Source organism: Pedobacter vanadiisoli, assembly GCF_042684385.1.
GTDB lineage: Bacteria > Bacteroidota > Bacteroidia > Sphingobacteriales > Sphingobacteriaceae > Pedobacter > Pedobacter vanadiisoli.
Genome location: NZ_JBHULL010000015.1, coordinates 116769 through 139598, shown reverse-complemented (window position 1 = coordinate 139598; position 22830 = coordinate 116769). Strand labels below are relative to the sequence as shown.

Sequence of the window (22830 nt, the reverse complement as noted above, 5' to 3'; positions counted from 1 at the left end):
TATCCCAAACAAACTATTTACATGAAGAAACTTTTACTCGCTTTATTGGCTTTGACCAGCTTTGGGGTTACAAATGCACAACAATATGCACTTTTTGGGACAAAAACCATGTTTGATGCATTCGAAAACCCTTCTCAAAAATCCTTTACCTTGGATTCTTCACGAAAATTTTCTTCGAATTTCTTTCTTCCTTATTTTGGTGTAAATGCAATTAATAAAGGTAGTTCTAAATATATTGTAAGAAGATTAACACAAGAAGGCCAGTACAACACTTCGGGTTTACCGATTGGAACAGGCGAAATAAATCATTTTTTCGAAAACAGTAATATTTACGTTGCCACTTTCCGTCTTTTCAAATCATATAAATACCAAAAAGAAATGGGCTTTGCGTGGCAGATCAGGTCGGACGCCCATATCGATTATACCAACGAAACTTTGGCCATTTTTGATTCTTTTGAACGTTTTACACCTGGCAAGCTATACAACGGCATATTCGATACAAAAGGATACGAGCAAAGCTATCACCAGTTCAGCTTTACTTACCGCGAAAACTGGAACAAGAGACTTGCCTTTGGTTTAAAAGCCAGTTTATTAAGCGGAATCCTCTATAACAAACTCGATATATCCAATTCTTATCTCTATGTCGATCCGGACGCATCGGCCATGTTGATCGGTTTAGATGGAACTTATTCGGCCAACTTTTCTGATTTTAACGAGGTGGATAAGAAAAATTTCTTCCCGAATTTTAAAAACCCTGGTTTATCATTTGGCTTCGGAACAAATTATACCACGAAAAGAGGTTTGTTTTTAATGGCTAATGTTAAAGATCTGGGTTTTATCTGGTGGCGGAGCAATACACAACGTACCACAATAAATCAATCGAAAGTGATCGAAAACTTGGAGGGTAACCAATCCAATACAAACCAGGAGATAAAAGATATCTTCCTGCTTGCAGAGCAACCTAAGAAGTTTTTGGCCCCTACCAATGCCAAGCTGGATGTATACCTGTCTAAACGTTATGACTTTTACAAACCAGCATTGGCTGTTTCGAAAAACCTGTTTTACAAAGGTGGAGATATTGCCTTTGTAAACACTTTTATTGCCAACGATTTTTCAGGCAGCATTACACCTTTGTATAATTTAAATGGTGTTTTTATGGTTGGCCTGCAGGCTAAATACCAAACTCCTAATTTCGAACTGTTTTTAGGTACCGATAATTTAGTAGCAACAAGTTTCCAAACTGCCGGAGCAATTAAAAAAGATGCTTCTGTAGGCAGCGGTCCAAACGGTGCTTCTTTTTATATGGGGGTTGGCATTAAATTTGGCAATGTGGTTAATCATCCACAATTTGCCGATATTATACCAGGCATTAATGATAAAAGTAACGATGGCAGCTTTTTTAAAAGCCTGTTTTCGATATTTAAAAGAAAATAAGCTTAACCTTGTATCTGTTGCTTCTTAGACTGGGTAACCACAAAATCTTTCAGGTAAAAAGGTTCGAAATAAGCTACATCTTCAAAATTACCATTATCGAAGGCCTGTTTGGCTAATTTAGACATGTATGGTGCAGAATTAAAATTGGTTGCGGTAAACCTTGCATTAGGGTGCGTTAAAACCCCGGCACATTTAGCTGCTCCATCACCCAAAAAAGTGATGCATTGTTGAGAAAGGAAAGCGTTAAAACTAGTTTCATCAATAATTTTAGCTTCGGTTGGCAGCAATAGGTTTAATGAAGGATCGAAAACGGCAGTATAAACCTCCATCCTCCTGGCGTCTATCATCGGGCAGATCAACCCTGAATAATCTGGATTTTCAGCTAAGAAACCTGCGGCCATCATTTCCAATGTTTCAATGGCAATTAGGGGCTTATCCAAGGCATAACAGAGGCCTTTAGCAGTAGAAACGCCAATACGCAAGCCTGTGTAAGAACCCGGACCTTTACTTATGGCAATCGCATCCAATTCCTGGTAGTTTAGCCCTGCAGTTTTAACCACCTCATCAATAAATATGGTCAGGTTTGCCGCATGCAGGTTTTGTCCTTTCTCTTCTTTAAATGAAATTGTTTCGCCATTAACAGATAATGCTACTGAACAGATTGCCGTAGCGGTTTCTATTTGAAGTATTTTAGCCATGGAGCAAAGATAAGTAAAAATGGAAAATGGAAGAGGGATTATGGGATTATGGAAGATGGGTTGCGTTAGTCTGCAGTTTTTAGTACTAAGTCCAAAGTAAATTGTTGCTAATGTTGTATCAATCCTGAAGAGTAATTTATTTTATAAAAATCACTATGAGAGACGTTTTCCTTACAGCAAGTCTTGCCTCGGCTCACCGCCGCCGAAGGGCTCTTTCTTTTTGGCATCAAAAAGAAATAAAAAATACCGGCTGAAAATTTTTCTTTCAAAGCCAATGGTATGGCTTGGTCTGTGCATTCCGAAAAATTTGTTAGGCCGGATTTAAGTAGAACGGAGATACCGTGCTATGGCCTAGCTGAATGCAAAAGTAACTATTATAAAGTCATGACGAACAACTTTTTACAAAACAATATTGATGATAGTGTAATCTAAAGACAATTAAAACCAAAAAAATAGATTTCTCTGTTCCGATATGTTGTGTAAGTGATGGTCATTTTGACCGGCGTTATGTAAAACAATAACCGATTTGAAAAGCAAACCAATGACAAATGAACCAATTAACTATTGACTAATGCCTAATAAACCCCGTTACGGTACCGGATCATGCCCGTGTTTACCCCAGGGATGACACCTGCCAATGCGTTTTAACGCCAACCAGCCGCCTTTAAAGGGTCCGTGTTTTTTTATGGCTTCTATACCGTATTGTGAGCAGGTTGGGGTAAAACGGCAATTTGCCCCAAGCATAGGTGATATGGCGTATTGATATATTTTAATCAAACCTAAAAAAAACCAACCAAAAATTTTATTGATGAATTTCATTGGGCTGGATTAAATTATGGAAACGCTTAAAGGTAGCAATCAGTTTTTTCTCGATAAAAGCAAATTCATACTTATCCTTACCGACAAACTGGATGGAAAACAAAAGCAATCCCCTATCGGTAGGCAATGGAAGATATAATTTATCTTGTTTATTTAGGCGATACGCCTCGCGGATACGGCGTTTGAGTAAATTACGGTCAACCGCCCGTTTATATCTCTTTTTAGGAACATTGATAACCACTTGTGCCTGTACATCAGCCGGTTGATCGATAAAAAGATAAGAAACCCGAAAAGGATATAATAAAAAAGAAGAACCGCTTTTAAACAACAGGTCTAAATGTTTCCTGCTGCATAACCGTTCTTCTTTCCTGAATGTGTACATATATTTTTGATTGATAACTGCAGATTTTGATCTGCCAATTCCGGATTAACGGAAAAGCAATCAAAAATTATGCTTTATGCTTGCGTTCGTCAGAAACTGTTAATCTTTTTCTTCCTTTAGCACGACGTGATGCTAATACCCGTCTGCCGTTAGCTGTTGCCATTCTTTCGCGGAAGCCGTGTTTGTTTCTTCTCTTTCTTTGCGAAGGTTGGTATGTTCTTTTCATGACTGTATATTATCTGTTGTAAAATTAAGAGGTGCAAATATAAAGCGATTTCTCTACAAATGCAAGAGTGATTAATTATTATTTTTCTATTTAAATGCAAATGTAGAAAATCTTTTTTGGAAAATGAGACCAATAACTTGTTATATACCGTCTTCACCAAACGTTCCTACAGAATGAAAACATGCAATATGCATTTTTTCTATTTATGATTCGTCCCTTTGGGATGTCACATACCTAATGCGCCGGAAAAGAACATGCCCCCAATAGAGGCACCTGCCATCGAAAACAAACCTGATTGCAGTGAAAATCCTTTTGCTGGCCTGAAGCACAGCTAAAAGGCAAAAAGATTGTAACGAAAAGCAGGACGATCAATAACTTTTGCAGTTGATTGCTTTTCATAAAAAATAAGTAATGATTCGCTTTTAAAATAATCTATCTTCTTACAAGCCTAAGGCCGCCTTCAATTTCACATAGCCTGTTTTGCTTACAGGCAACCAGATATCTGATTTTAACAGCACCACATAACTGTCTTTCTCTTTAAGCTCTATTTTCGTTACCTGCGCCAGGTTAATGATATACGAACGGTGTATTCGGATAAATTGGGCTGCATCAAGTGTCTGTTCGAAATAAGCCATGGTTTTATTCTTATAGAACGAACCATCAACGGTACTTAATTTTACATAATCATCATCTGCTTCCAAATAATTGATATCTGCTACAGGAATAATTTTAATTACACCATCTTTTTTTACCACTACCCTATTGTTTTGAGCAGGGCTTAATGCGGCTGCATCTAAAACAGCTTCGGTATTTTCGGTTTGATTTAATTTATTGGGCAGCTTTTTAATGGCAGTATCAAAACGCGATTTATCAATCGGTTTGAGGAGGTAATCTACCGCATTCACCTCAAATGCTTTAATGGCATACTCATCAAAAGCGGTGGTAAAAATAACAGCGGGTTTATCTTCTACCAGTTCGAGCATTTCGAAACCGCTGATCTTGGGCATCTGGATATCCAGAAAAATCAGATCGGGTTTGTACTGGGTAATTGCTTTTAAGCCTTCAAATCCATCACTGCATTCGGCCACAACCTCTATTTCTGCATGATCGGAAAGATAAAATTTTACAATATCTCTTGCTAAAGGCTCATCGTCAATTAGTATTGTTCTGATCATTTTTCTGTGGAATTTTTAGGGTGGTAATATATAAATTATTTGCCTCAATATCGGTTTGTAATAAATGGGTATTTGCAAATAATAAATACAACCTGCGTTTAATGGCACTTAAACCAAAACCTGTACCGCCTGCAGCCTTCATCTCCGGGTCGAAAGGGTTCTGTACGCGCAATTGTAAGATATTATATTCAACGGTTACATCAATTTTAATGGTAATGGCTGCAGAGGTATTATAAAGCCCAAATTTAATCGCATTTTCTACAATTGGCTGCAACAAAGTACCAGGCAAACAGAGTTTCAAGGTATCTTCGGCCACATTTACCTCTATATTTAACCTATGGCTAAACCTTACCTTTTCAATATCGAGGTACAGCTGAATGTATTCCATCTCCTCTTCTACCGAAACCCATAATTCGTCATCGCGTTTTAAGGTGCCGCGGAGGAAAGAAGCCAGTTTGGTAATCATTACCCCCGCTTCTTTCGGGTTCACCATGGTAAGTGCAAATACAGAATTTAAACTGTTGAAAAGAAAGTGTGGCTGCAATTGGTGTCTTAATTTATTCAGCTCTGCTTCTTTGGCCAGGCTTTTGGCTGCAGTAAGCCTTTCATGTGTTTCTGATTGTTCTTCGAGCCTGTACCATAAAATATTAGCCAGCGCGCACCATCCCAGGCACATAAATGAGATGAGCCCCCGGAAACCAAAAGAAAAAGTATAGAAATCCTTATAAGCCTTATAATCGGCAAAAATAAGAAGTATGCCGTATTTTGCGATGTAAATGATTACAAAGGTTAATGCCAGCGTAATGATGAGCACATAAAGGATACGTTCGTTTTTAGGCTGGTAATATCCGAGCATATTGCTTACCGCGATACAGGCCAGTACCAATAAAAAATTATTGACCAGGCTATCGGTCATGGATATCCACCACGAAAAATTCACCACATAATGTAATCCGGCACCACATATCACTGTCCAGACTATTGCTAGGGCAAGTGATGTTCTCTGTATCTGTGGAACGGATAAAGGTCTAGTTGTCAAAACGGTTCTGATTAGTTAATGATTGATTACGGTGTTCGAGTTTTTCGAGGTATTTTTCAACTGATTTCGGTTCAACAATCTTCGAACCCACCTCTACGCCATCGGCAGGTTCTTCTACCTCCAATATCCCGCCTATACCGATAAACTTCCATACTACTTTATCGCCTATGCAGTTACTAAAAGGCGGATTAAAATGTACAGCATTCAATTTAGCTTTTTCTAAGGCCAGCACAATACCATCTGCTTGTATCAGGCGTATTTGCTCATTAAACTGGGGAGCATGTTTCCCTTCGCCACAAATTACCTGATAGATACAATTTACTGCAAACCATTTCATAGGCAATGTTTTATAATAAATGTTTAGAAACTTTTAATCTCAATACCGCCAAACATTGCTGTACCGTCTAAAACCAGTGTTTTAGTCATTTCCGATACCGGCATTACATGCGATCTTTTATCTTCTACGCTGCCAAATAGTGCAGTTACGTTCGATTTTATAGCCCAGTTCTGTGGTACAATCAATTTTATGCCACCAAAAACAGCAGTTACATCAAGCGAGACTGTATCGGTAAAATCGGCCTGAGTCATGATGATATCCGCACCGCCAAATACTGCCGATATATCTCCCCCCTGAAAGTTCTTCGAATAAACAGTCTGAGTACTTCCGCCGAAGACTGCCGTTACTTCAATTACATCGTTATTGTTCGCAGTTTTATCACTGGCCGCCTCCTCAAAGTTAAAGCTGGCCTTTTTCCGGCCCTTGCACCTCTTTCCAAAGAATTCTGCATCTTTAGGCCTGAAGATCAGGAAGCCTCCGATGATTACCAAACCCACACCCAAAGCGTATTTGGACGGATCAAAATCCAGATCAGGTATATTATCCAAAGTATTATAAGCACCGATCAAAATCAGGATCAACCAGGCTATACCTTTAAAGTTACGACGAACGCCGATAAATACTCCAATTAAGATTAAAAAATTAGACCAGCTCAATATCCACCCGGGGATATTTAAATTCATATTGTTTAACAAAAGTGCGACCCCGATGATCGCTATGACGAAGCCACTTAAAGCCCGGCCCCCATTTTTAGCGCTGTTATTATCGTTATGATTAAGGTTATCCATGTGTGTAGTATTTAATAATCCAAAAGTACCGATAACCATCCACCCCCAATATATACGCGGTGCAGGAAATGGCAAAATGGCGGTAAGTGACCTCATTTTATCGGTGAAAATTATTTTGTTATTTTGAGGCCATGAAATTTTTCCTATTAATGATCAGCCTCAGCATTTCTGCAGCACTATATGCACAGGAAATAAGCAGCCATTACAAAATTTACGACGTAAAAAAACAAAAGAACATTTCAGTAGATGATATTATCGCAGATATGGCCTTAGCAGATGTGTTATTCTTTGGAGAAGACCATAACGATTCTATCGGACATTACCTGGAAGCTGAAATTTTTAAGAAACTGAGTAGCACCTATCCCAACAGAACAGCTTTATCACTGGAAATGTTCCATACCGATGTGCAGCCCGAAATAGATGAATATTTAGCAGGACTGATTTCTGAAAAGAATTTTATTAAAGAAGGGAGGGCATGGGGAAATTATAAAGACTACAAGCCCCTTATAGAATATGCCAAAGCGAACAACATTAAAGTAATTGCCGCCAATGCCGCTACCCGATACAGCAATGCAGTTACTATGGGCGGATTAAAAGTGTTAGCAAATTTTCCTAAAGCTTCGTTCAATTTTTTGCCCCCTGCACCTATCGATACTGCACAGGGCAGGTATTATGAAAAATTTACTGAAACACTGGGTGGGCACGATATGGGACCGATGAAGATTTACCAGACCCAAAACCTGTGGGATGCTACCATGGCCTGGTCTATCAATAAATTTTTAAAATCAAATAAAGGAATAAAAGTGCTACAGCTTAACGGGCGTTTCCATAGCGATGAAAAACTGGGTACGGTGGCGAAATTATTAAAAGCCAACCCAAAGGTAAAAATCCTGAATATTTCTTCATTTTCTGACGCAGGTTTTGCTAATCCAGACTGGAACAAATTCAAAAACCTTGGCGACTATATCATCATAACCGACCCTGCGGTAAAAAGAAGTTATTAAACCAAAAAGTCGTTCCGAAGTTAGATCGGAACGACTTTTTTATATTATGCTTTAGCTTTTAACAAATCTCTGATTTCCGTTAAAAGCACTTCTTCTTTTGTAGGTGCAGGAGCTTCAGCCGGAGCAGCAACTTCTTTCTTTTTCAGGTTATTTGCTCCTTTAATAATCAAAAAGAGTACAAATGCCACAATAACAAATGAAATTACCTGCGACAGGAAATTACCATATTTAATGGCCGTGCCTGCAATGGTAAGCTTACTTAAATCTTCTAAACCAGCTGCCTTTAATGCAGGTCCCAACACTGCAGGGGTAATAATGTCTTCAACCAGGGAGCTCACAATTTTACCAAATGCAGCACCAATAATTACACCCACCGCCAGGTCAAGTACGTTTCCCTTAACGGCAAAATCTTTAAATTCTTTTATAAAGCCCATGTTTTTTATTAAGTTTTAGTTTTTTTATTAAAATTAACAAACTTTAATTTGAATCCAAATGTTTAGGAAATAATTTAAAAACCAGGCATATCAATAGCATTTAGTTCAAATCAGCATAATATCTGAAATCTATTGTTTATTTTTGCCCTATTCTTTTATATTTACTATGCTAAAGCAACACTTACAACAAAAACTATTACAAAAGTTATCACCGCAACAAATACAGTTTATTAAACTGTTGCAGGTGCCAACCGTAGCTTTAGATACGCGTATAAAGGAAGAACTTGAGGAAAATCCCGCACTTGAAGATCCAAGTTTAATGACTCAGGATGAGCCAAAGAGCGAATATGATGATTTAAACGACAGGCCTGAAGATTACGAACAATCATCAGAAGATACCAGCATGGATGAATTTAATGTAGATGATTATTTACAGGACGATTCTACCAACGATTATAGTACCAACTACAATAATGGCGATGATGATGAGGAGAAAAAAGAAACTCCAATCGCCATTGAAAGTACATTTTTCGAAAGTTTACAGGAGCAGTTAGACCTTATTCCCCTATCCGATCAGGATTTTATCGTTGGCAAACAGATCATCGGCAGTTTAGATGATGATGGTTATTTACGCCGTCCGTTAGGCTCTATGATCGATGATCTAGCTTTCTCTCAGAATGTAATGGTGGAGGAAGAAGATGTTCTGGAAATGTTAAAACTGATCCAGGGTTTTGACCCTCCGGGCATTGGTGCCAGAGACTTGAAAGAATGCTTACTAATCCAGTTAAAAAGGAAAGATACAAACAATCCGATTATAGTTAAAGCAATGAATGTTGTAGAAAACTATCTGGATGAGTTTACACGTAAACATTACGATAAACTAGAAAAAAGTTTAGGTTTAGATAGCGAGGAACTTAAAGAGGTGGTAAACGAAATTTTGCGCTTAAACCCTAAACCGGGTGATGCCAATCAGGTTACTACCAAACAAATGCAGATTATTCCCGATTTCCATATCAGCAATAATGATGGGGTATTGATATTGACCTTAAACTCAAAAAATGCACCTGAATTAAAGGTCAGCAGATCTTACCAGGAGATGTTTGAGCATTATGACAAAGCTTCGTCAAAAGATAAAAAGCTGAGGGAAGCTGTTCAGTTTGTAAAACAGAAGCTGGATTCGGCCCGCTGGTTTATTGACGCTATTAAACAAAGACAGCAAACTTTGTTAAAAACAATGAACGCCATTATGCACTATCAGTATGAATATTTTTTAACAGCTGATGAGCGTAAAATGCGCCCGATGATCTTAAAAGACATAGCCGATAAAATCGACATGGACATTTCAACTGTATCGAGGGTAGCCAACTCTAAATATGTACAAACAGAATTTGGCACTTTTTTATTAAAATCTTTCTTCTCAGAAGCCATTCAGACAGAAAATGGTGAAGAAGTTTCTAACAAAGAGGTTAAAAAAATATTGGAAGACTGTATCGGCAACGAAGATAAACGCAAACCTTTAGCGGATGAAAAATTAACCGAAATCTTAAAAGAGAGGGGTTATAACATCGCAAGAAGAACGGTTGCCAAATACCGTGAGCAAATGAATATTCCGGTAGCCAGACTCAGGAAAGAACTTTAGATCAGTTGGCAGTTACCAACTGCTAGTTTACAATTCGAAGCTTACAGTTACTTATCTAACGTATAAAATTGTAAATTACCAACTGAAAGCATTGCGCGCCAAATATAAATGGTGTATTTGTTGTGATTGAGAAATGAACAGTTCTGTGTGCTTGGCAGCTTCAGTCCCGCTTTCCATTCCAAGTCCGCACTCGTTCCTCGCTTACGGGCTTTGCACTGCAATCGGGTTTAAGAACATAGTTTCTGCAATCTCAAAAATGAAAAACTGGTGTGGCCATCCAGCCCCGGCTGAATATTTTGCGCTCCGATCCATTAGCAACATACTTACATAAACCTGAATACCAACACATTACCACATCCTAATATATGATGGCACCTTGTAAATATTATTCAGCAACAGGCCCAATACAATTTCATGACTACCATTACTTACCTGATTGAGTTGTGAAGTGGTAAAATCGTAAGAATAAGTAAGGTTAACCATTTTACCGATATTAAACCCCGCCATCGCCGCAAAAGAATCGTCTCTGCGATAGCTTCCACCCAACCAGATTTTATCTTTAAATGCCAGTTTCATATTTAAATCAAAAGAAACAGGCGTTGGTGATACGTATTTTATCATTACAGAAGGAATGGCTGAAATCTCATCATCTACAAAGAATTTATATCCCCCCGTAGCAAAATAATGAGGTACTTCTTTACCCATATTATAATTGTTATCTCCCGTAAAACTTAACTTTTGAGGTAAAATTTGCTGTACGGAAACACCTGCGAACATCCTGGCACCATATAGCCATAAACCTATGCTTAAATCAGGTTTTACCTGGTTAATCAGCGCCCTGTTCATAATCGGATCAATAGGGGTATCAAAAGTAAGTGCGTTTACATCCAGCGAAATACTCGAAATACCCGCGGCAACACCTGCCGATAAATTAAAATCGTTGCTCAATTGTAAATGATAAGCATAGGTTACATTAGCATCCAGCCTTTTAATCGGCCCGGTTTTATCCAGAACAGCTGTTAGTCCCATGCCGTGATGAGACGGCGACGACATATAGTTCTGCATATAATTCCGGTCCATAGGGTTACCGGTTTGCTCAGGAAAAGAGGTAAGCGCATTGCTCCATAACTGGTTATCGCCCAGTGCCCAATGGGCCGATACAAAAGACGTTTGAGGCGCATCGGTAATACCCGACCACTGCTTGCGGTAACCAGCTTTAAAATCGAGGTAATTTTCAATTCCAGAGAGTGCCGGATTTAGCAGGTACTGGTTAAAAATGTACTGGGTATATTGCGGCTTTTGCTGTGCAAAAACATTAACCGTTGCAAAAAGCACTAATATGGTGATAAGCTTCTTCAATTTATCTGATTATGGTAAGTGGTCCTGTTATGGTTTTTCGTCCGTTCTGTGGATTGATGATGTAATAATAAACACCCGTTGGAAGCGGTTCATTTTGATAAGTCCCATCAAAAGGAACTTTATACCCTTTGCTTGAAAATACTTTAAGCCCGTTTCTGTTAAATATCTCTACGGTAGCATTGGGATAAGAATCTAAATATTTAATATTCCAGGTATCGTTCACATTATCGCCATTTGGTGTAAAAGTATTGGGTGGATTTAAGGCTTGTAACACTTTAACCAGTACTTTTGATGTTGCTGAACAGCCATTGGGTTGTGTGGTTACAGTTAAAGTATATTCGGTATCCTGATCGGGAGAAGCAACGGGTTTTAATACATTTGTTTTATTTAGCCCGGTTGCCGGCGACCATTCGTATTTTAAATTGGCGCCTTCAGCAGTTGCCGGAATTTCAATCTGTCCGCCGGCTAACATGTAGATCAGTGTACCCGCATCGGCCACAGGAGATGCATACACTTCAATCGTTTTGCTGATTGAAGAGGAGCAATCGTCAGCACCTTTAAAAGTATAGGTGATGGTGTGTGACCCTACCCCGGCAATTTTAGGATTAAAGGTCCCATCGGCCTTTACGCCATCACCACTGTATACGCCAGCTCCATCCATTTCTTCGCCGGCTTTCTGTTTAGCCTGCGTAATTATAACTGTACCATCTGCCTGACAAACAGGGGCCATATCCTCAAACACCAATTGCGGCACGGGTTTTACGGTAACATCGTCCGTATAATCTTTAAAGCAACTTTCTCCAGAATAGGCAACCAATCTCACTTTAAATATGCGACTGGCACTCCCCCCAAAAGTTTCGTATTTAATAGATATATCACTGTCATCCGGATAAGGAATCGTTTTGTAAATAGTAGTCTCATTTTGAGAATCTCTATAAATCTCAATTTTGGTAATTTTGCCAGCAAAAGTGCTTGAAGTGTTTTTGATTAATATCTCGTCGCTTACACAAACATCGTTTTTCACCTTTTCAAACTTTGCCTCTTTAACAGCTCCGTTAACAGTAAACCTCTTTGAAACTGGAATTTCGCAGCCATTTTGATTCTTTGCCGTCAAAATCACATTATAATTTCCCGTGGCTGTAGGTGTAAAAGCACCATCAACACCTGTTGAAGTGGCTACCACATTATTGTTATCATCAAGGTACTGCCATTTAAACGTTAAACCTGTTGTACCAGCATCTACATTTTTAGATGTATTTTTAAATCTGGCTACTCCATCAGCCAAACAGAAATCAGGAAGCATGAAATCTATATCTTTAGGTGGATCATAAACCGTTATACTAACACGCTTAGTTTCGGTACATTTAAGGTCACTTTCAACAGTTAAAGTAATGTTATAAGTACCTGCAGCGGTATATTGATGAGAGGGGGCAACATTATTTTCTAATGTTACAGGATTACTGCCATCGCCAAAATCCCAGGTCCATTTAACAATGGTCCCTGTAGCTTCTATGCTTGATTTATCCGTTAAAACCGTTAATGTATTGGTACAGAATCCGGCAGCTTCAAAATCGGCAAAAGGTGAAGGATTTATGATAATTTCAACGGGTTCTGACGTATTGGAACAATTTGAACCGGTGGTAACGGTTAATCTTGCAAAATACCGGCCTGGCCTTGCATAAGTATGTTCTGGGTTTTGTTCTGTAGAAGGCATGCTTCCATCTCCAAAATCCCACAACCATTTTGTTACTGCAAAATCTTCAGAATTAGAAACACTTAAATCGGTAAATTTAGTATCCTTACCCGAACAACCGATTACAGGATCAAACTTTGCTGTTGGAAGATCGTAAATATTAAAAGTATAATTTGTTGTTAAATCGCCCGATACACATGATGATGTATTGGGTACATGTGCCACAATTTCCAAACTGTGTTTACCTTTTTGCGCATAGGTTTTGGTATAAGGCGATTCGTAGGTAAATATGTTGGTACCATCAGGCAAAGTTTTGGTTTCAATAAGTGCAGGTGGATTTTGATTGATTACATTTTCATTATCTAACGACCAGTTGATGTAGTCTGGCTTGTATGGGAGCGATATTTTGATATTATAAGTTTCTCCAATACATCCATTTTGCCCTTCTTCATTTTTAGCAGCATTAAATACCGTAAGATAATTGTTCGATGATAAATTTGTACCGGCAGAATATGCATAAGACTCGTGATCGCCAAATCCGTAGGCAATGGCATTAAAACCATCATCTGCCGTAAGCGTTACACTTTCTTCATTAACCGGTATTTGTGTGTAAGAATATGACGAATTACCATCTAAAGGTGTCCAGGGCGTACCTGGCGCTCTGCCATTATACCTAAATCCAGAAATCTTGTCTGTCTTAATTAATACGTTTACATATTTATTGGTAATTCTTTGTAAATCTGATGAAAAAACGGTGACTCCTTTTATATTAAATTCAATTGGATTTAATATTACCATTTCCGGGTCGCCGATAATTGAACCTCCATTAGCAGCTGAACAATCTTGCGATAAAGAATACTGCGCTACACTAATCAACTTGTCGGCAGTAATAAAAGTCGAATTAGTTAACTCATTACTTTCAATAAAAAATTTTCCTTTATTAACAATATACGTAGTGCCGTTGTAAGTTACACTTGTATTATCTTCCTGGGCAAGGATCCGCAGAATATATTTTCTATTGATGAAAGGTACCACGCCATAATTTTTGCCCCAACTATTGGTAGGATATAACTGCTGAAATAGTGGATCCTGAGAAGTATAACATACGATCCCAATTACGGAAGAACCAGAATATGCAGCAAACCTTTTGCATGATGATGTTGTAGGGTCTGTCTCTACATAAACTCCGGTTAGGTCTTCAGTGCCAGGCGCTAAATATTCATAAACATCGCCTGCCTTGTTTAAGGTTATTGGAATTTTATTACCATTATTTTCATGCAAAATAATTTTTGTATCATCTTCTACGGCAACCAGTGTTAAAAAATTATTGCCACCATTGGTTTGTGTAAAATTCATCGAATAATACGTTTGTCCTAAGGTTTCAAATGGCAAAATCAATGAAGCGGCAGACCTCGCTGCTCCATAAATATGAGTATATACAGAAACTTTTGGCTGGCCATCTGTAACCTTAACATGTATTCCTTTATTGGTTAAAACCTGGTTCGCTTCCAATTGTCCGTCAATATAGGCATTGGCCCTTGGCACATCAAACCTGACAGCTGTATTGGCAGGAATACTTTTCGTTACAGGAGCAGCATTTCCACAGGTTACAGTCACTTCTGAATTAGATTTTGAAGTTACAAAAACCGCTAATTGTCCATATGGAACTACACCATTAACCGCCCTTGATGGAACATGGGTTGGGAAGACTGTCCAAAAATCAGTTCCTTCATTGGAAATATTCTGGCCGGATGCTTTAAAGAAAAACAAGGACATTAACAAAACCAATAACCAATGCCTGCTCATTACCTATCAGTTAAGTTTGAAAACGTTATACATGTTTGTTTGATTAGATATGCAATATACTATTAATCAAATCACAAGAAAAAACAATTATAAGATTTTTAACATTTTTGAATAAAAAAAACACTATTCGTGTAATAAAACAAGAGGGTGGTGTAAAAAATTTTCAAATATAGATATGCATTACCTTAAAAAACGGTAAGCTATGAATTATAATATTATTCAAAACAAAAAAGCCACCTACAAAAGTGGCGGTTATATAATAAATATTTAATCATTACCCTGGTCAGACTGATCCCCGCTTCCATATTTTTCAGAGAATTCTTTGGCTTTTTGATCAGCTAAACTGTCATTATGATCTTCAGGTTCCAGGTTTTCATCCAAACGATCATTCCAGTTGTTCAATCCTTCTTCTGCATGTCTTTTATCTTCTTCTTTAAAATCAGATTTTAATTTTGTCTGTTCGTGTTTTCGATTATCCATTTTGAGGAGTATTTTAAGAAAGAACAGCGTTTAGTAAGCTAATGTTTTATAAACTGAGCTTATTTAACAGGAGGCTCGTTTTTGGCATCCTTAAATTCTTTTACACTCTTTCCTATTCCCCTCATCAGTTCCGGCAATTTTTTACCACCAAAAAGAAGCAGAATCACTACGCCAATTAAAATAATTTCTATTGCAGACATATCTTTAAATTTTTCACAATATACGTTAATTCCTTTGAACCGGTTTGTTTGGGTGTTGGTTCATTAGTCATTAGTTCATTAGTCATTAGTTTATTGGTCATTAGTAAATTAGTCAGTGGTATATGGCGCCTGGCATTAATTAATATCAGATAGATTCTGAGACAAGTTCAGGATGACGCAACTTTTCTCATGAAACCATCAATACCTGGTTCACTAAACCAGCAACGCATTTAAAGTTCTTTTTTTAATCTTTGGTACTGCACCATGACGCATAAACTCCGTAAAACCTTTCAACTGTTTAATGGATTTAATGGCCTCATAACCTTCGTAAGAAGTTCTGATTTTGTTTAACAGCAATGTATCTGTTTTAAACAGATCACTTTCTACCAATAAACCTTTATCAAGAAATTTTTTAATCAGCTCTGCCATTTTTCCGTTGGCATATAAGTGGAGTGGTAATTTAAATACTTCGTTATTGAGTTTTTCAAATGTTTCATTAATCCATTCTACCTCAACTTCTTTATTTATTGCAATTTTTCCGTCTTTTAAAACCACAGCAGTTAAAAACTCGCGCGCACGCTGCCTGGAAATGATGTTACCATGAACACCATCACGCAAGGTATAATCTAAACGATCGGCACAGAGCGCAGGTAGCGGCTGTTCCAAAATATTAAATGTACCATACAGAATCTGATTAATATCGTAACCATATTTCAAAAGCACATCAGGCACTTCCGATTTACATAAAATCTCAGCAAAAACCTTTTCATGGTAATCTTCATCTGTATTATTGAACACATAATCCCCTACATGAGAAAAAGCAGTATGCGAAATATCATGCAGTAGCCCTGCAATTTGCTCCAGTTCTGAACCGCCAAGAAGCCTGATCAGCATGGCAACACCAATGGCATGCTCCAGCCGCGAATGGCAGATATCCGGATTAACCAAAAATATAGCACCACTCTGATGAACACCACCTAACCTCTTTAAAGCATCGGTATTTAACAAATCAGAAAATACCATTGGCAACTCCATTTTGCCATATAAAAAATCATTTACCTGGATCATATATAATACTTTAATTAAGAGGAACAACCAAAAATACTAAATAATTTAGCTTTTTAAAAAATTAATTATCAACAAAAAACTTTTAAAACTAAAATAATTAGTTAAAAAATTAACTTTCAAATATTTTGAAAGCTATTATTACATTTTTATGATCGACAAAAAATCCGGTATAAAAACAAGCAGATAAATTAAACGTTATACTTGTAAAAAAAGGTATATGGCAACCGCTCAGCAAATTAGAAAAGCATATTTAGATTATGTTTTAACAAACAATGAAAAGCCAAAATCGGTTTATGTTTTTGTTAAAAAGCTTAAAATTACCGAAGCCGATTTTTATCAGTTTTTCTCTTCTTTCGAAAGCATAGAAAAAACGATCTGGTTCGAACTTACTTTTGAAACAATCACTAAAATCAAAGAACAGGAAATTTGGTTACAATATACAGCCAGAGAGAAAATACTTTCTTTTTTTTATAGCTACCTGGAAAACCTGAAGAACGAAAGAAGTTTCGTGATTTACAGCTTAAAGAATTACCGAGGAAAATTTTCTACACCTGATGTGCTCGCCGGTGTGAAACCAATTTTCGAAAACTTTGCACAGGAAATTATTGACGAGGGCCTAGACAGCGGAGAACTTGCTGAACGCCGTTTTTTAAGCAAAAGATATAAAGATGCGCTGTGGATCCAGTTTGCCTTTATTGTTAATTTCTGGATCAATGATGACAGTGAAGGTTTTGAAAAAAGCGACGAAGCAATCGAGAAAGGAATCAACGTTACTTTCGATCTTTTTCAGCACTCGCCTATCGATAATTTATTGGAGTATGGAAAGTTTTTATCAAGAAACGGGAAGTTTGCTGATAAGATGAGGTTTTAAGAATTAAATGAAAACACAAAAAAGTATTCCAACCACCAAGGTAGAACGCTCGGCAAAATTTGTTAAAACCGGTATCCAGATCGGTGGCAATTATATTAAACATTATTCTAAAAAATTGTTCAATCCTGAACTGGACCGCGAGCAACTCAACGAGGATAATGCAACCGACATTTATAAGTCGCTGAGCGAGTTAAAGGGAAGTGCATTAAAAGTTGCACAAATGCTGAGCATGGATAAAAATATCCTTCCAAAATCCTATGTTGATAAATTTACGCAATCGCAATACAACGCCCCCCCTCTTTCAGGTCCTTTAATTGTGCGCACTTTTACCAAAAATTTCGGTAAAACGCCGGAACAGATCTTCGATACTTTTAATCTGAGTTCGAGCAATGCGGCCTCAATCGGCCAGGTACACCAGGCAGGGCTTAACGGTAAAAAACTAGCTGTTAAAATCCAATATCCGGGTGTGGGCGACAGCATTTCATCTGATTTAAAACTGGTTAAACCCTTTGCTTTCCGCTTGTTGGGCATGTCTGAAAGGGAACTGAATATTTATATCAAAGAAGTTGAAGAACGCCTTTTGGAAGAAACTGACTACGAATTGGAAGTAAGGCGTTCGATCGAATTTTCAGAAGCCTGCAAAAACCTCGATCATGTGGTATTCCCTAAATATTACACCGAATTATCCGGAAAAAGGATTATTACCATGGATTGGATTGAAGGACTGCATTTAAAGGAGTTTTTACAGACCAATCCTGCACAGGAACTCAGGAATAAAATTGGGCAGGCATTGTGGGATTTCTACAATTTCCAACAGCATGAATTAAGGGCGGTACATGCCGATCCGCATCCGGGCAATTTTATGATTACTCCAGACGAAAATCTTGGTGTAATTGATTTCGGCTGTATTAAAGAGATGCCGGATGATTTTTATTATCCCTTTTTCGCCTTGATCTCTACTGATGTGATCAACGATAAGGACAAAACCATTGAGGCATTCAGGAAGCTTGAAATGATCCATCCGGATGATACCCCGGAACAGGTAGAATTTTATTATAAATCGTACCGCGAAATGATCAGTTTATTTGCCAGGCCATATACCAGCACAACATTTGATTTTAGCAAACCTGATTTTTTTGAACAATTATACAGTTATGGTGAAAAAATTTCAAAAATGCCAGAATTTAAACAGGCCCGCGGCGTAAAACATTTTATTTATGTTAACCGGACCAATTTTGGGTTATACACCATCCTGCATGAATTAAAAGCGACGGTTAAAACAGATACTTTTAAACCTCACTTTGACGAATGAGTCGTAGGGACCAGCCGAAAAATCGATAAGTTAGATCTAATAAAAATAGGACTTTAGATTTTTCGACGCCTGCACGGGCAGGCATTCCGTAATGACTACTCCCCTAACGAAATGCGTCATTTCTTTTGCTGCACTTCGGCAGAAATAGCAATATCTTTATTCGGATTCAGCATTTTTCTTCACCACATCAACCATGTGGTCTATATCGAAGGGTTTTTCGATATAATCATCGGCTTTGCACTCTTCTGCCTGCTGAGGTAAATCGTTTGATGTTGAGGTGAGCACTGCCGATACATCTTCTGTTTCAGGATCAGATTTAAGCTCTTTAATTACTTGCGATCCTTTCTTTTTGCCTTTGATGTGATCATCCACTATGACTACATCAGGCTCTATTTCATCTATTTTATCTATAGGTTCAGTTGTTAATGATGCGGTAACATCAAATCCCTCTTCTTCCAATACCTGGTCCATTATATCAAGGATATCTTTATTATCCTGAACAAGTACAACCTTTTTCTTCATAAATAAGCAGACTAAAATCTGTTTAAAGATAAATAAAAAGAACAACCGAAAAGTGGTTCTTAAAATATTTTACAATTCAAATGTAAATGTTACCTGTTTTGGTCTTGAATTAAAGCCTGTTCATCGAGTATTACCTGTCTATTGTATAATGTGCTGCAACGTTTTCAGATTACCCGCGTCTTATCTTCAAAAACCAACAAACAAAAAAGACTCAAACACTTCAATAACAATTAATTAACATTTAATTTTTAAATAAAAATATTATGAAAACCTCAATCAAAACCCTCATCTCAGCATCGTTAACAGCAATTATTTTATCTTTGGCTGCATTTACAGCTCCTATATCTGCAACAGAAAAAGAGCCAAATGCAATATTAAATACATCTGGTTACAAAAGAATCTCAGTAAAAGGGAATGTAGAACTAACCATTATCCAGCGCAGTAACCCAGGCATTTCTTACAATGATGATAATACTGGAACAGCAAAGGTTGTGCAATACGGTGATAATTTAAAAATCACCTCAATTAGTACCGAAAAAGTAAAATTAACTGTTTATGTAAGCGATTTTTACAGAATTGAAGCATCAGAAAATGCAACTGTTAAAACTGAAGGAAAACTAAGAACTAAATACCTTCAGATCTTTTTAACAGGAAATGCCCATGCAGAAATCAATACCAGCACCGAAGGTTTATATACTGTAATTGCCGATAATGCAGACCTGAAATTAAGTGGATCTACCGATAACCATATATTGGTAATGGGCAAATCGCAAAAATTAACCATCGATAAGTTTGCTGCTTTAAAAACCAACATCAGTTCGGTAGAAAGCACCGTAATCGAAAAAGAAATTGCATCAATAAAATAGTATAGATAACACACAAATGAAAAAAACCTTCTGATGAGATCATCAGGAGGTTTTTTGTTATCGATGGAATATACAATTATTGGCTACATCTTAAATAATAAGCGCGTCATCCCGATTGGAACCTGGCAGAATGCCAGCCGGTATTGGCAGGGAGAGATCTATCTGTTATAAAAGCCCCTGAAACGAATTCAGGGTGACGATTTCCTGAGGATGCTTACCGGATAAATTTAGCTACTCCCTACTACCTCTGCAGCACCTTGGCAATTTCTTTCTCAATAGATTTTACTTCTTTAGGCTTAAGCTTTTTCGCCACATCATCTTTAGTACCTGTTTTAGGTTCTAAATATTTTACGCCTACCCTTAAAGCTTTCAAACCAGAAACCCCTTGTAGTTCATCAAGTTCTAATTCTTCCAAATCGTCGTTTAAAAAACCTTGAACCTGCATGTATTTAATATACTCCATATATTCTTTGGCTTCTTCAGGGTTGAAATAGACCATAGCAATTTTATGTGGTTGCGTTAAGCGTTCATCGGTACCTTTAATCAATACCTTATCGATACGCTTTTTAACAACTTCATAACGGATATTGTAAGCACCTTCTACATCGAAGCGGCGTTCGTCGTTCCTGAAGCTAATATCAATCGCGTTGGAGTGGATAAAAATCAATTGCGTAGTTTCCAATGAACGTGGCATTTCGCTGATCAGTCCCTTTGATAAACGGGCAATATCTACCATTGAAGTTAACTGCCACAAACGGATGTTTTTCAGGTACAAAAGATCAAAAGGTTTATCAGGTGCTATTTCCTGGCCAATATAAATGTCGTACTCCACTCCATCCGTTCTGAATTTGGCAAAATAACAAGGGTATGAAGCCTGTAAATTTGCCTGCGATTTTTCGAGGTATTGACTTACCTGGGTATTAATCAATTGCATCGAAACTTCTAATTGCCTGCGGTTTGCAAAAGCAGCACCTGTTTGTGGCACAATTACCTCAAAATAACGGTCTACAAATTCTGCAGTTACCGGATAGTTACCTTTTATGATGGATAAAAAGGGATAAACCTCTATTTCCAAAAACTCATTCAGTTTATTTTCTTCGTTTGAAGAAGCAAAATCACCGATACGTTTAATCCAGTCTTTACAATTGAACAATAACTTATCGGTAAGCTCTAAAGAAACATGCTTACGGATGGCTTTCAAAGTATCAATCAAGCTGTTTAATTGCACTTTCATATCATCTTTTAAAGCTTTGTTACGCTCTATTGTAGAATTGCGGATATCAATTGCACCAAACAGCGGGTACATGTGCTTAAAGGTGATGGTTTCAATTTCCTTTAATTTCTGATTGCCATTGTTCTGAAGGAAGTGCCAAACAGCTTCGTTAAATTTCCACTGTACAGAAGGTTGTAAAGCCGTAAATTTATCCATCAGTACCTCGTCCATTTTGGCATCAAATTCTTCGATACTGTATTGGAAAAGCTGACCAATCAAAGGCATTGCCGGACGTAACCTCGATAAAAGCTTATCATCAACCAACACTTCTTCTTCCGAATAAACTTCTAAAACGCCAGCCAGCTGGTTATTGTAATAAATAGGCAATACCGAATAAGAACAAACACCTGCCTCTTTTAAAACCCTTAAAAAGGGGTCTTTGCTGATCTGATCTTCATTAATGGCACTTACAAAAATTGCCCTGGGGTTTTCTTTATATTTTTCTACCAGCGAATAAAAAACTTCCTCTTCGAGGTTGGACGATTTTGCTGAATTGATGAGCATGCTCTGTGAAAATTCCTGATTATCAAAAACCAGTTTGTTATTCACAGTTAAAAAGGGCATTAAACCAAATTCAAGTTGTCCGTTACCGCTCAGGGTTTTTAAGGCGTGTATAACGTGTTTATAAGATTCTGTTTGATAATTGTGATCAACCAGTGCATCGCGGATACCGTCAATAGCATGTTGCAGGGTGACATCCGTTATCGAAATAATGGTAAACCCTTCAAAATGAAAATTACTCAACGGCAAATGCTCCACCAGGTATTCCAATTCTGTATCGTTCTGAAAATACCTGCCCAGTTCTTCAAAATTAAGCTCAGGCAGATCGCCCTTATGCAGAATATCTACAAACTTGGTATCTGTTTGTATATTATAATACTGCGTAAGCTTAGTTTCGGGGTTAATATGAGCATATATGATCTCATTTTTCAATAATGGCGTAAAATTATAAAAACGGCTCAAAATAGCATTATAGATAAATTTAAGCTGTTTTTTCTCTACGGGTTCATTATCTTTTGTTACTTTATTTTTAGGGTCGTGATCCTTAAAAAATTTATAAAATGCATTGGTGCTAAAGAAAATCTGATCTGGAATTGGCGTACTTAATGCCCAAAACAGATCATTTTCATTATCCATTAAAGGAGTTAGAATAGTGAAAATTAGTTCTAAAGTATCTTTATATTGAGATAAATCTTCGGCACTGATGTTACCAAGCAGCACATCGTCCTTTTCAATCTTTTGAAGTAAAAACCTGTAAAATTCAGATTTTACCGATTTCTCTGTTTTCAATCTGCCTTTTAAATACTCCACGAGCGGGCGGAAAGATAGAGAAGAATCTACCTGGCAATGTATACATTCGTTTTTATGTATCTGTATGACATTGGTATTCATTGTATCAGTTTTG

At 37.4% G+C, this 22830-nt stretch carries 22 protein-coding genes; 6 read left to right on the top strand and 16 right to left on the bottom strand.

What is annotated here, in order from left to right; all coding sequences use genetic code 11:
- Window positions 1-21: 21 nt before the first annotated feature.
- Complete coding sequence (locus ACFSR6_RS17470) at window positions 22-1434, top strand: DUF5723 family protein (RefSeq protein WP_379081212.1); 1413 nt, start codon at window positions 22-24, stop codon at window positions 1432-1434.
- Window positions 1435-1436: 2 nt separating this feature from the next.
- Here ACFSR6_RS17470 and tsaB read toward each other — a convergent pair whose 3' ends face one another.
- From tsaB to ACFSR6_RS17430, 8 genes are all read right to left on the bottom strand, one after another.
- A complete protein-coding gene (tsaB, locus tag ACFSR6_RS17465) occupies window positions 1437-2132 on the bottom strand; it encodes a tRNA (adenosine(37)-N6)-threonylcarbamoyltransferase complex dimerization subunit type 1 TsaB (RefSeq protein ID WP_379081210.1) in 696 nt (231 codons plus the stop codon).
- Window positions 2133-2720: 588 nt separating this feature from the next.
- The gene (yidD, locus tag ACFSR6_RS17460) at window positions 2721-2951 is read right to left on the bottom strand and encodes a membrane protein insertion efficiency factor YidD (protein WP_025142648.1); all 231 of its coding nucleotides are present in this window, start codon (window positions 2949-2951) and stop codon (window positions 2721-2723) included.
- The gene (locus tag ACFSR6_RS17455; RefSeq protein ID WP_379081207.1) at window positions 2935-3333 is read right to left on the bottom strand and encodes a ribonuclease P protein component; all 399 of its coding nucleotides are present in this window, start codon (window positions 3331-3333) and stop codon (window positions 2935-2937) included. Before ACFSR6_RS17455 ends, yidD begins: the two co-directional genes overlap by 17 nt.
- A 67-nt stretch (window positions 3334-3400) precedes the next feature.
- A complete protein-coding gene (gene rpmH, locus ACFSR6_RS17450) occupies window positions 3401-3559 on the bottom strand; it encodes a 50S ribosomal protein L34 (protein WP_010601723.1) in 159 nt (52 codons plus the stop codon).
- A 440-nt stretch (window positions 3560-3999) separates the two neighbouring features.
- Entirely contained in the window at window positions 4000-4734 is a 735-nt protein-coding gene (locus tag ACFSR6_RS17445; RefSeq protein ID WP_379081205.1) for a LytR/AlgR family response regulator transcription factor, read from the bottom strand.
- Window positions 4712-5773 carry a sensor histidine kinase gene (locus tag ACFSR6_RS17440; RefSeq protein WP_379081203.1) on the bottom strand — a complete coding sequence of 354 codons (1062 nt, stop codon included), beginning with the start codon at window positions 5771-5773 and terminating at the stop codon, window positions 4712-4714. The genes ACFSR6_RS17445 and ACFSR6_RS17440 overlap by 23 nt, the downstream gene beginning before the upstream one ends.
- Entirely contained in the window at window positions 5763-6110 is a 348-nt protein-coding gene (locus ACFSR6_RS17435; protein ID WP_379081200.1) for a DUF4288 domain-containing protein, read from the bottom strand. Before ACFSR6_RS17435 ends, ACFSR6_RS17440 begins: the two co-directional genes overlap by 11 nt.
- A 23-nt stretch (window positions 6111-6133) precedes the next feature.
- On the bottom strand, window positions 6134-6994 hold the full coding sequence (locus tag ACFSR6_RS17430) for a LiaF transmembrane domain-containing protein (RefSeq protein ID WP_379081198.1): 861 nt from the start codon (window positions 6992-6994) through the stop codon (window positions 6134-6136).
- Between the two features lie 35 nt (window positions 6995-7029).
- On the opposite strand from ACFSR6_RS17430, the gene ACFSR6_RS17425 reads away from it, so the two are divergent.
- Window positions 7030-7902 (top strand): ChaN family lipoprotein, encoded by an 873-nt coding sequence (locus tag ACFSR6_RS17425; RefSeq protein ID WP_379081195.1) that lies wholly within the window; start codon window positions 7030-7032, stop codon window positions 7900-7902.
- A gap of 44 nt (window positions 7903-7946) precedes the next feature.
- Here the strand turns inward: ACFSR6_RS17425 and mscL are convergent, their stop codons facing one another.
- A complete protein-coding gene (mscL, locus tag ACFSR6_RS17420) occupies window positions 7947-8336 on the bottom strand; it encodes a large-conductance mechanosensitive channel protein MscL (RefSeq protein ID WP_379081193.1) in 390 nt (129 codons plus the stop codon).
- Between the two features lie 166 nt (window positions 8337-8502).
- Between mscL and rpoN the strand changes: the two genes are divergently transcribed.
- Entirely contained in the window at window positions 8503-9975 is a 1473-nt protein-coding gene (gene rpoN, locus ACFSR6_RS17415; RefSeq protein WP_379081190.1) for an RNA polymerase factor sigma-54, read from the top strand.
- 348 nt (window positions 9976-10323) lie between these two features.
- Here the strand turns inward: rpoN and ACFSR6_RS17410 are convergent, their stop codons facing one another.
- The 5 genes from ACFSR6_RS17410 to ACFSR6_RS17390 all read right to left on the bottom strand — a co-directional run bounded on the left by ACFSR6_RS17410 (window position 10324) and on the right by ACFSR6_RS17390 (window position 16581).
- Window positions 10324-11334 carry a PorP/SprF family type IX secretion system membrane protein gene (locus ACFSR6_RS17410; RefSeq protein ID WP_379081188.1) on the bottom strand — a complete coding sequence of 337 codons (1011 nt, stop codon included), beginning with the start codon at window positions 11332-11334 and terminating at the stop codon, window positions 10324-10326.
- A gap of 1 nt (window position 11335) precedes the next feature.
- Complete coding sequence (locus tag ACFSR6_RS17405) at window positions 11336-14833, bottom strand: PKD domain-containing protein (RefSeq protein ID WP_379081186.1); 3498 nt, start codon at window positions 14831-14833, stop codon at window positions 11336-11338.
- 267 nt (window positions 14834-15100) lie between these two features.
- A complete protein-coding gene (locus ACFSR6_RS17400; RefSeq protein ID WP_379081184.1) occupies window positions 15101-15313 on the bottom strand; it encodes a hypothetical protein in 213 nt (70 codons plus the stop codon).
- Window positions 15314-15372: 59 nt separating this feature from the next.
- Complete coding sequence (locus ACFSR6_RS17395) at window positions 15373-15513, bottom strand: Sec-independent protein translocase subunit TatA/TatB (protein ID WP_379081181.1); 141 nt, start codon at window positions 15511-15513, stop codon at window positions 15373-15375.
- Between the two features lie 213 nt (window positions 15514-15726).
- Window positions 15727-16581, bottom strand: a complete 855-nt coding sequence (locus tag ACFSR6_RS17390; protein WP_379081179.1) for an HD domain-containing protein — start codon at window positions 16579-16581, stop codon at window positions 15727-15729.
- Between the two features lie 217 nt (window positions 16582-16798).
- Between ACFSR6_RS17390 and ACFSR6_RS17385 the strand changes: the two genes are divergently transcribed.
- Complete coding sequence (locus ACFSR6_RS17385) at window positions 16799-17452, top strand: TetR family transcriptional regulator C-terminal domain-containing protein (RefSeq protein ID WP_379081176.1); 654 nt, start codon at window positions 16799-16801, stop codon at window positions 17450-17452.
- A gap of 7 nt (window positions 17453-17459) precedes the next feature.
- On the top strand, window positions 17460-18764 hold the full coding sequence (locus ACFSR6_RS17380; protein ID WP_379081173.1) for an ABC1 kinase family protein: 1305 nt from the start codon (window positions 17460-17462) through the stop codon (window positions 18762-18764).
- Window positions 18765-18920: 156 nt separating this feature from the next.
- On the opposite strand, the gene ACFSR6_RS17375 is transcribed toward ACFSR6_RS17380, so the two are convergent.
- On the bottom strand, window positions 18921-19286 hold the full coding sequence (locus ACFSR6_RS17375; protein ID WP_379081170.1) for a response regulator: 366 nt from the start codon (window positions 19284-19286) through the stop codon (window positions 18921-18923).
- A gap of 263 nt (window positions 19287-19549) precedes the next feature.
- On the opposite strand from ACFSR6_RS17375, the gene ACFSR6_RS17370 reads away from it, so the two are divergent.
- The gene (locus tag ACFSR6_RS17370) at window positions 19550-20152 is read left to right on the top strand and encodes a GIN domain-containing protein (RefSeq protein ID WP_379081168.1); all 603 of its coding nucleotides are present in this window, start codon (window positions 19550-19552) and stop codon (window positions 20150-20152) included.
- A gap of 241 nt (window positions 20153-20393) precedes the next feature.
- Here ACFSR6_RS17370 and ACFSR6_RS17365 read toward each other — a convergent pair whose 3' ends face one another.
- Entirely contained in the window at window positions 20394-22817 is a 2424-nt protein-coding gene (locus ACFSR6_RS17365; protein ID WP_379081166.1) for a GAF domain-containing protein, read from the bottom strand.
- Between the last annotated feature and the right edge of the window lie 13 nt (window positions 22818-22830).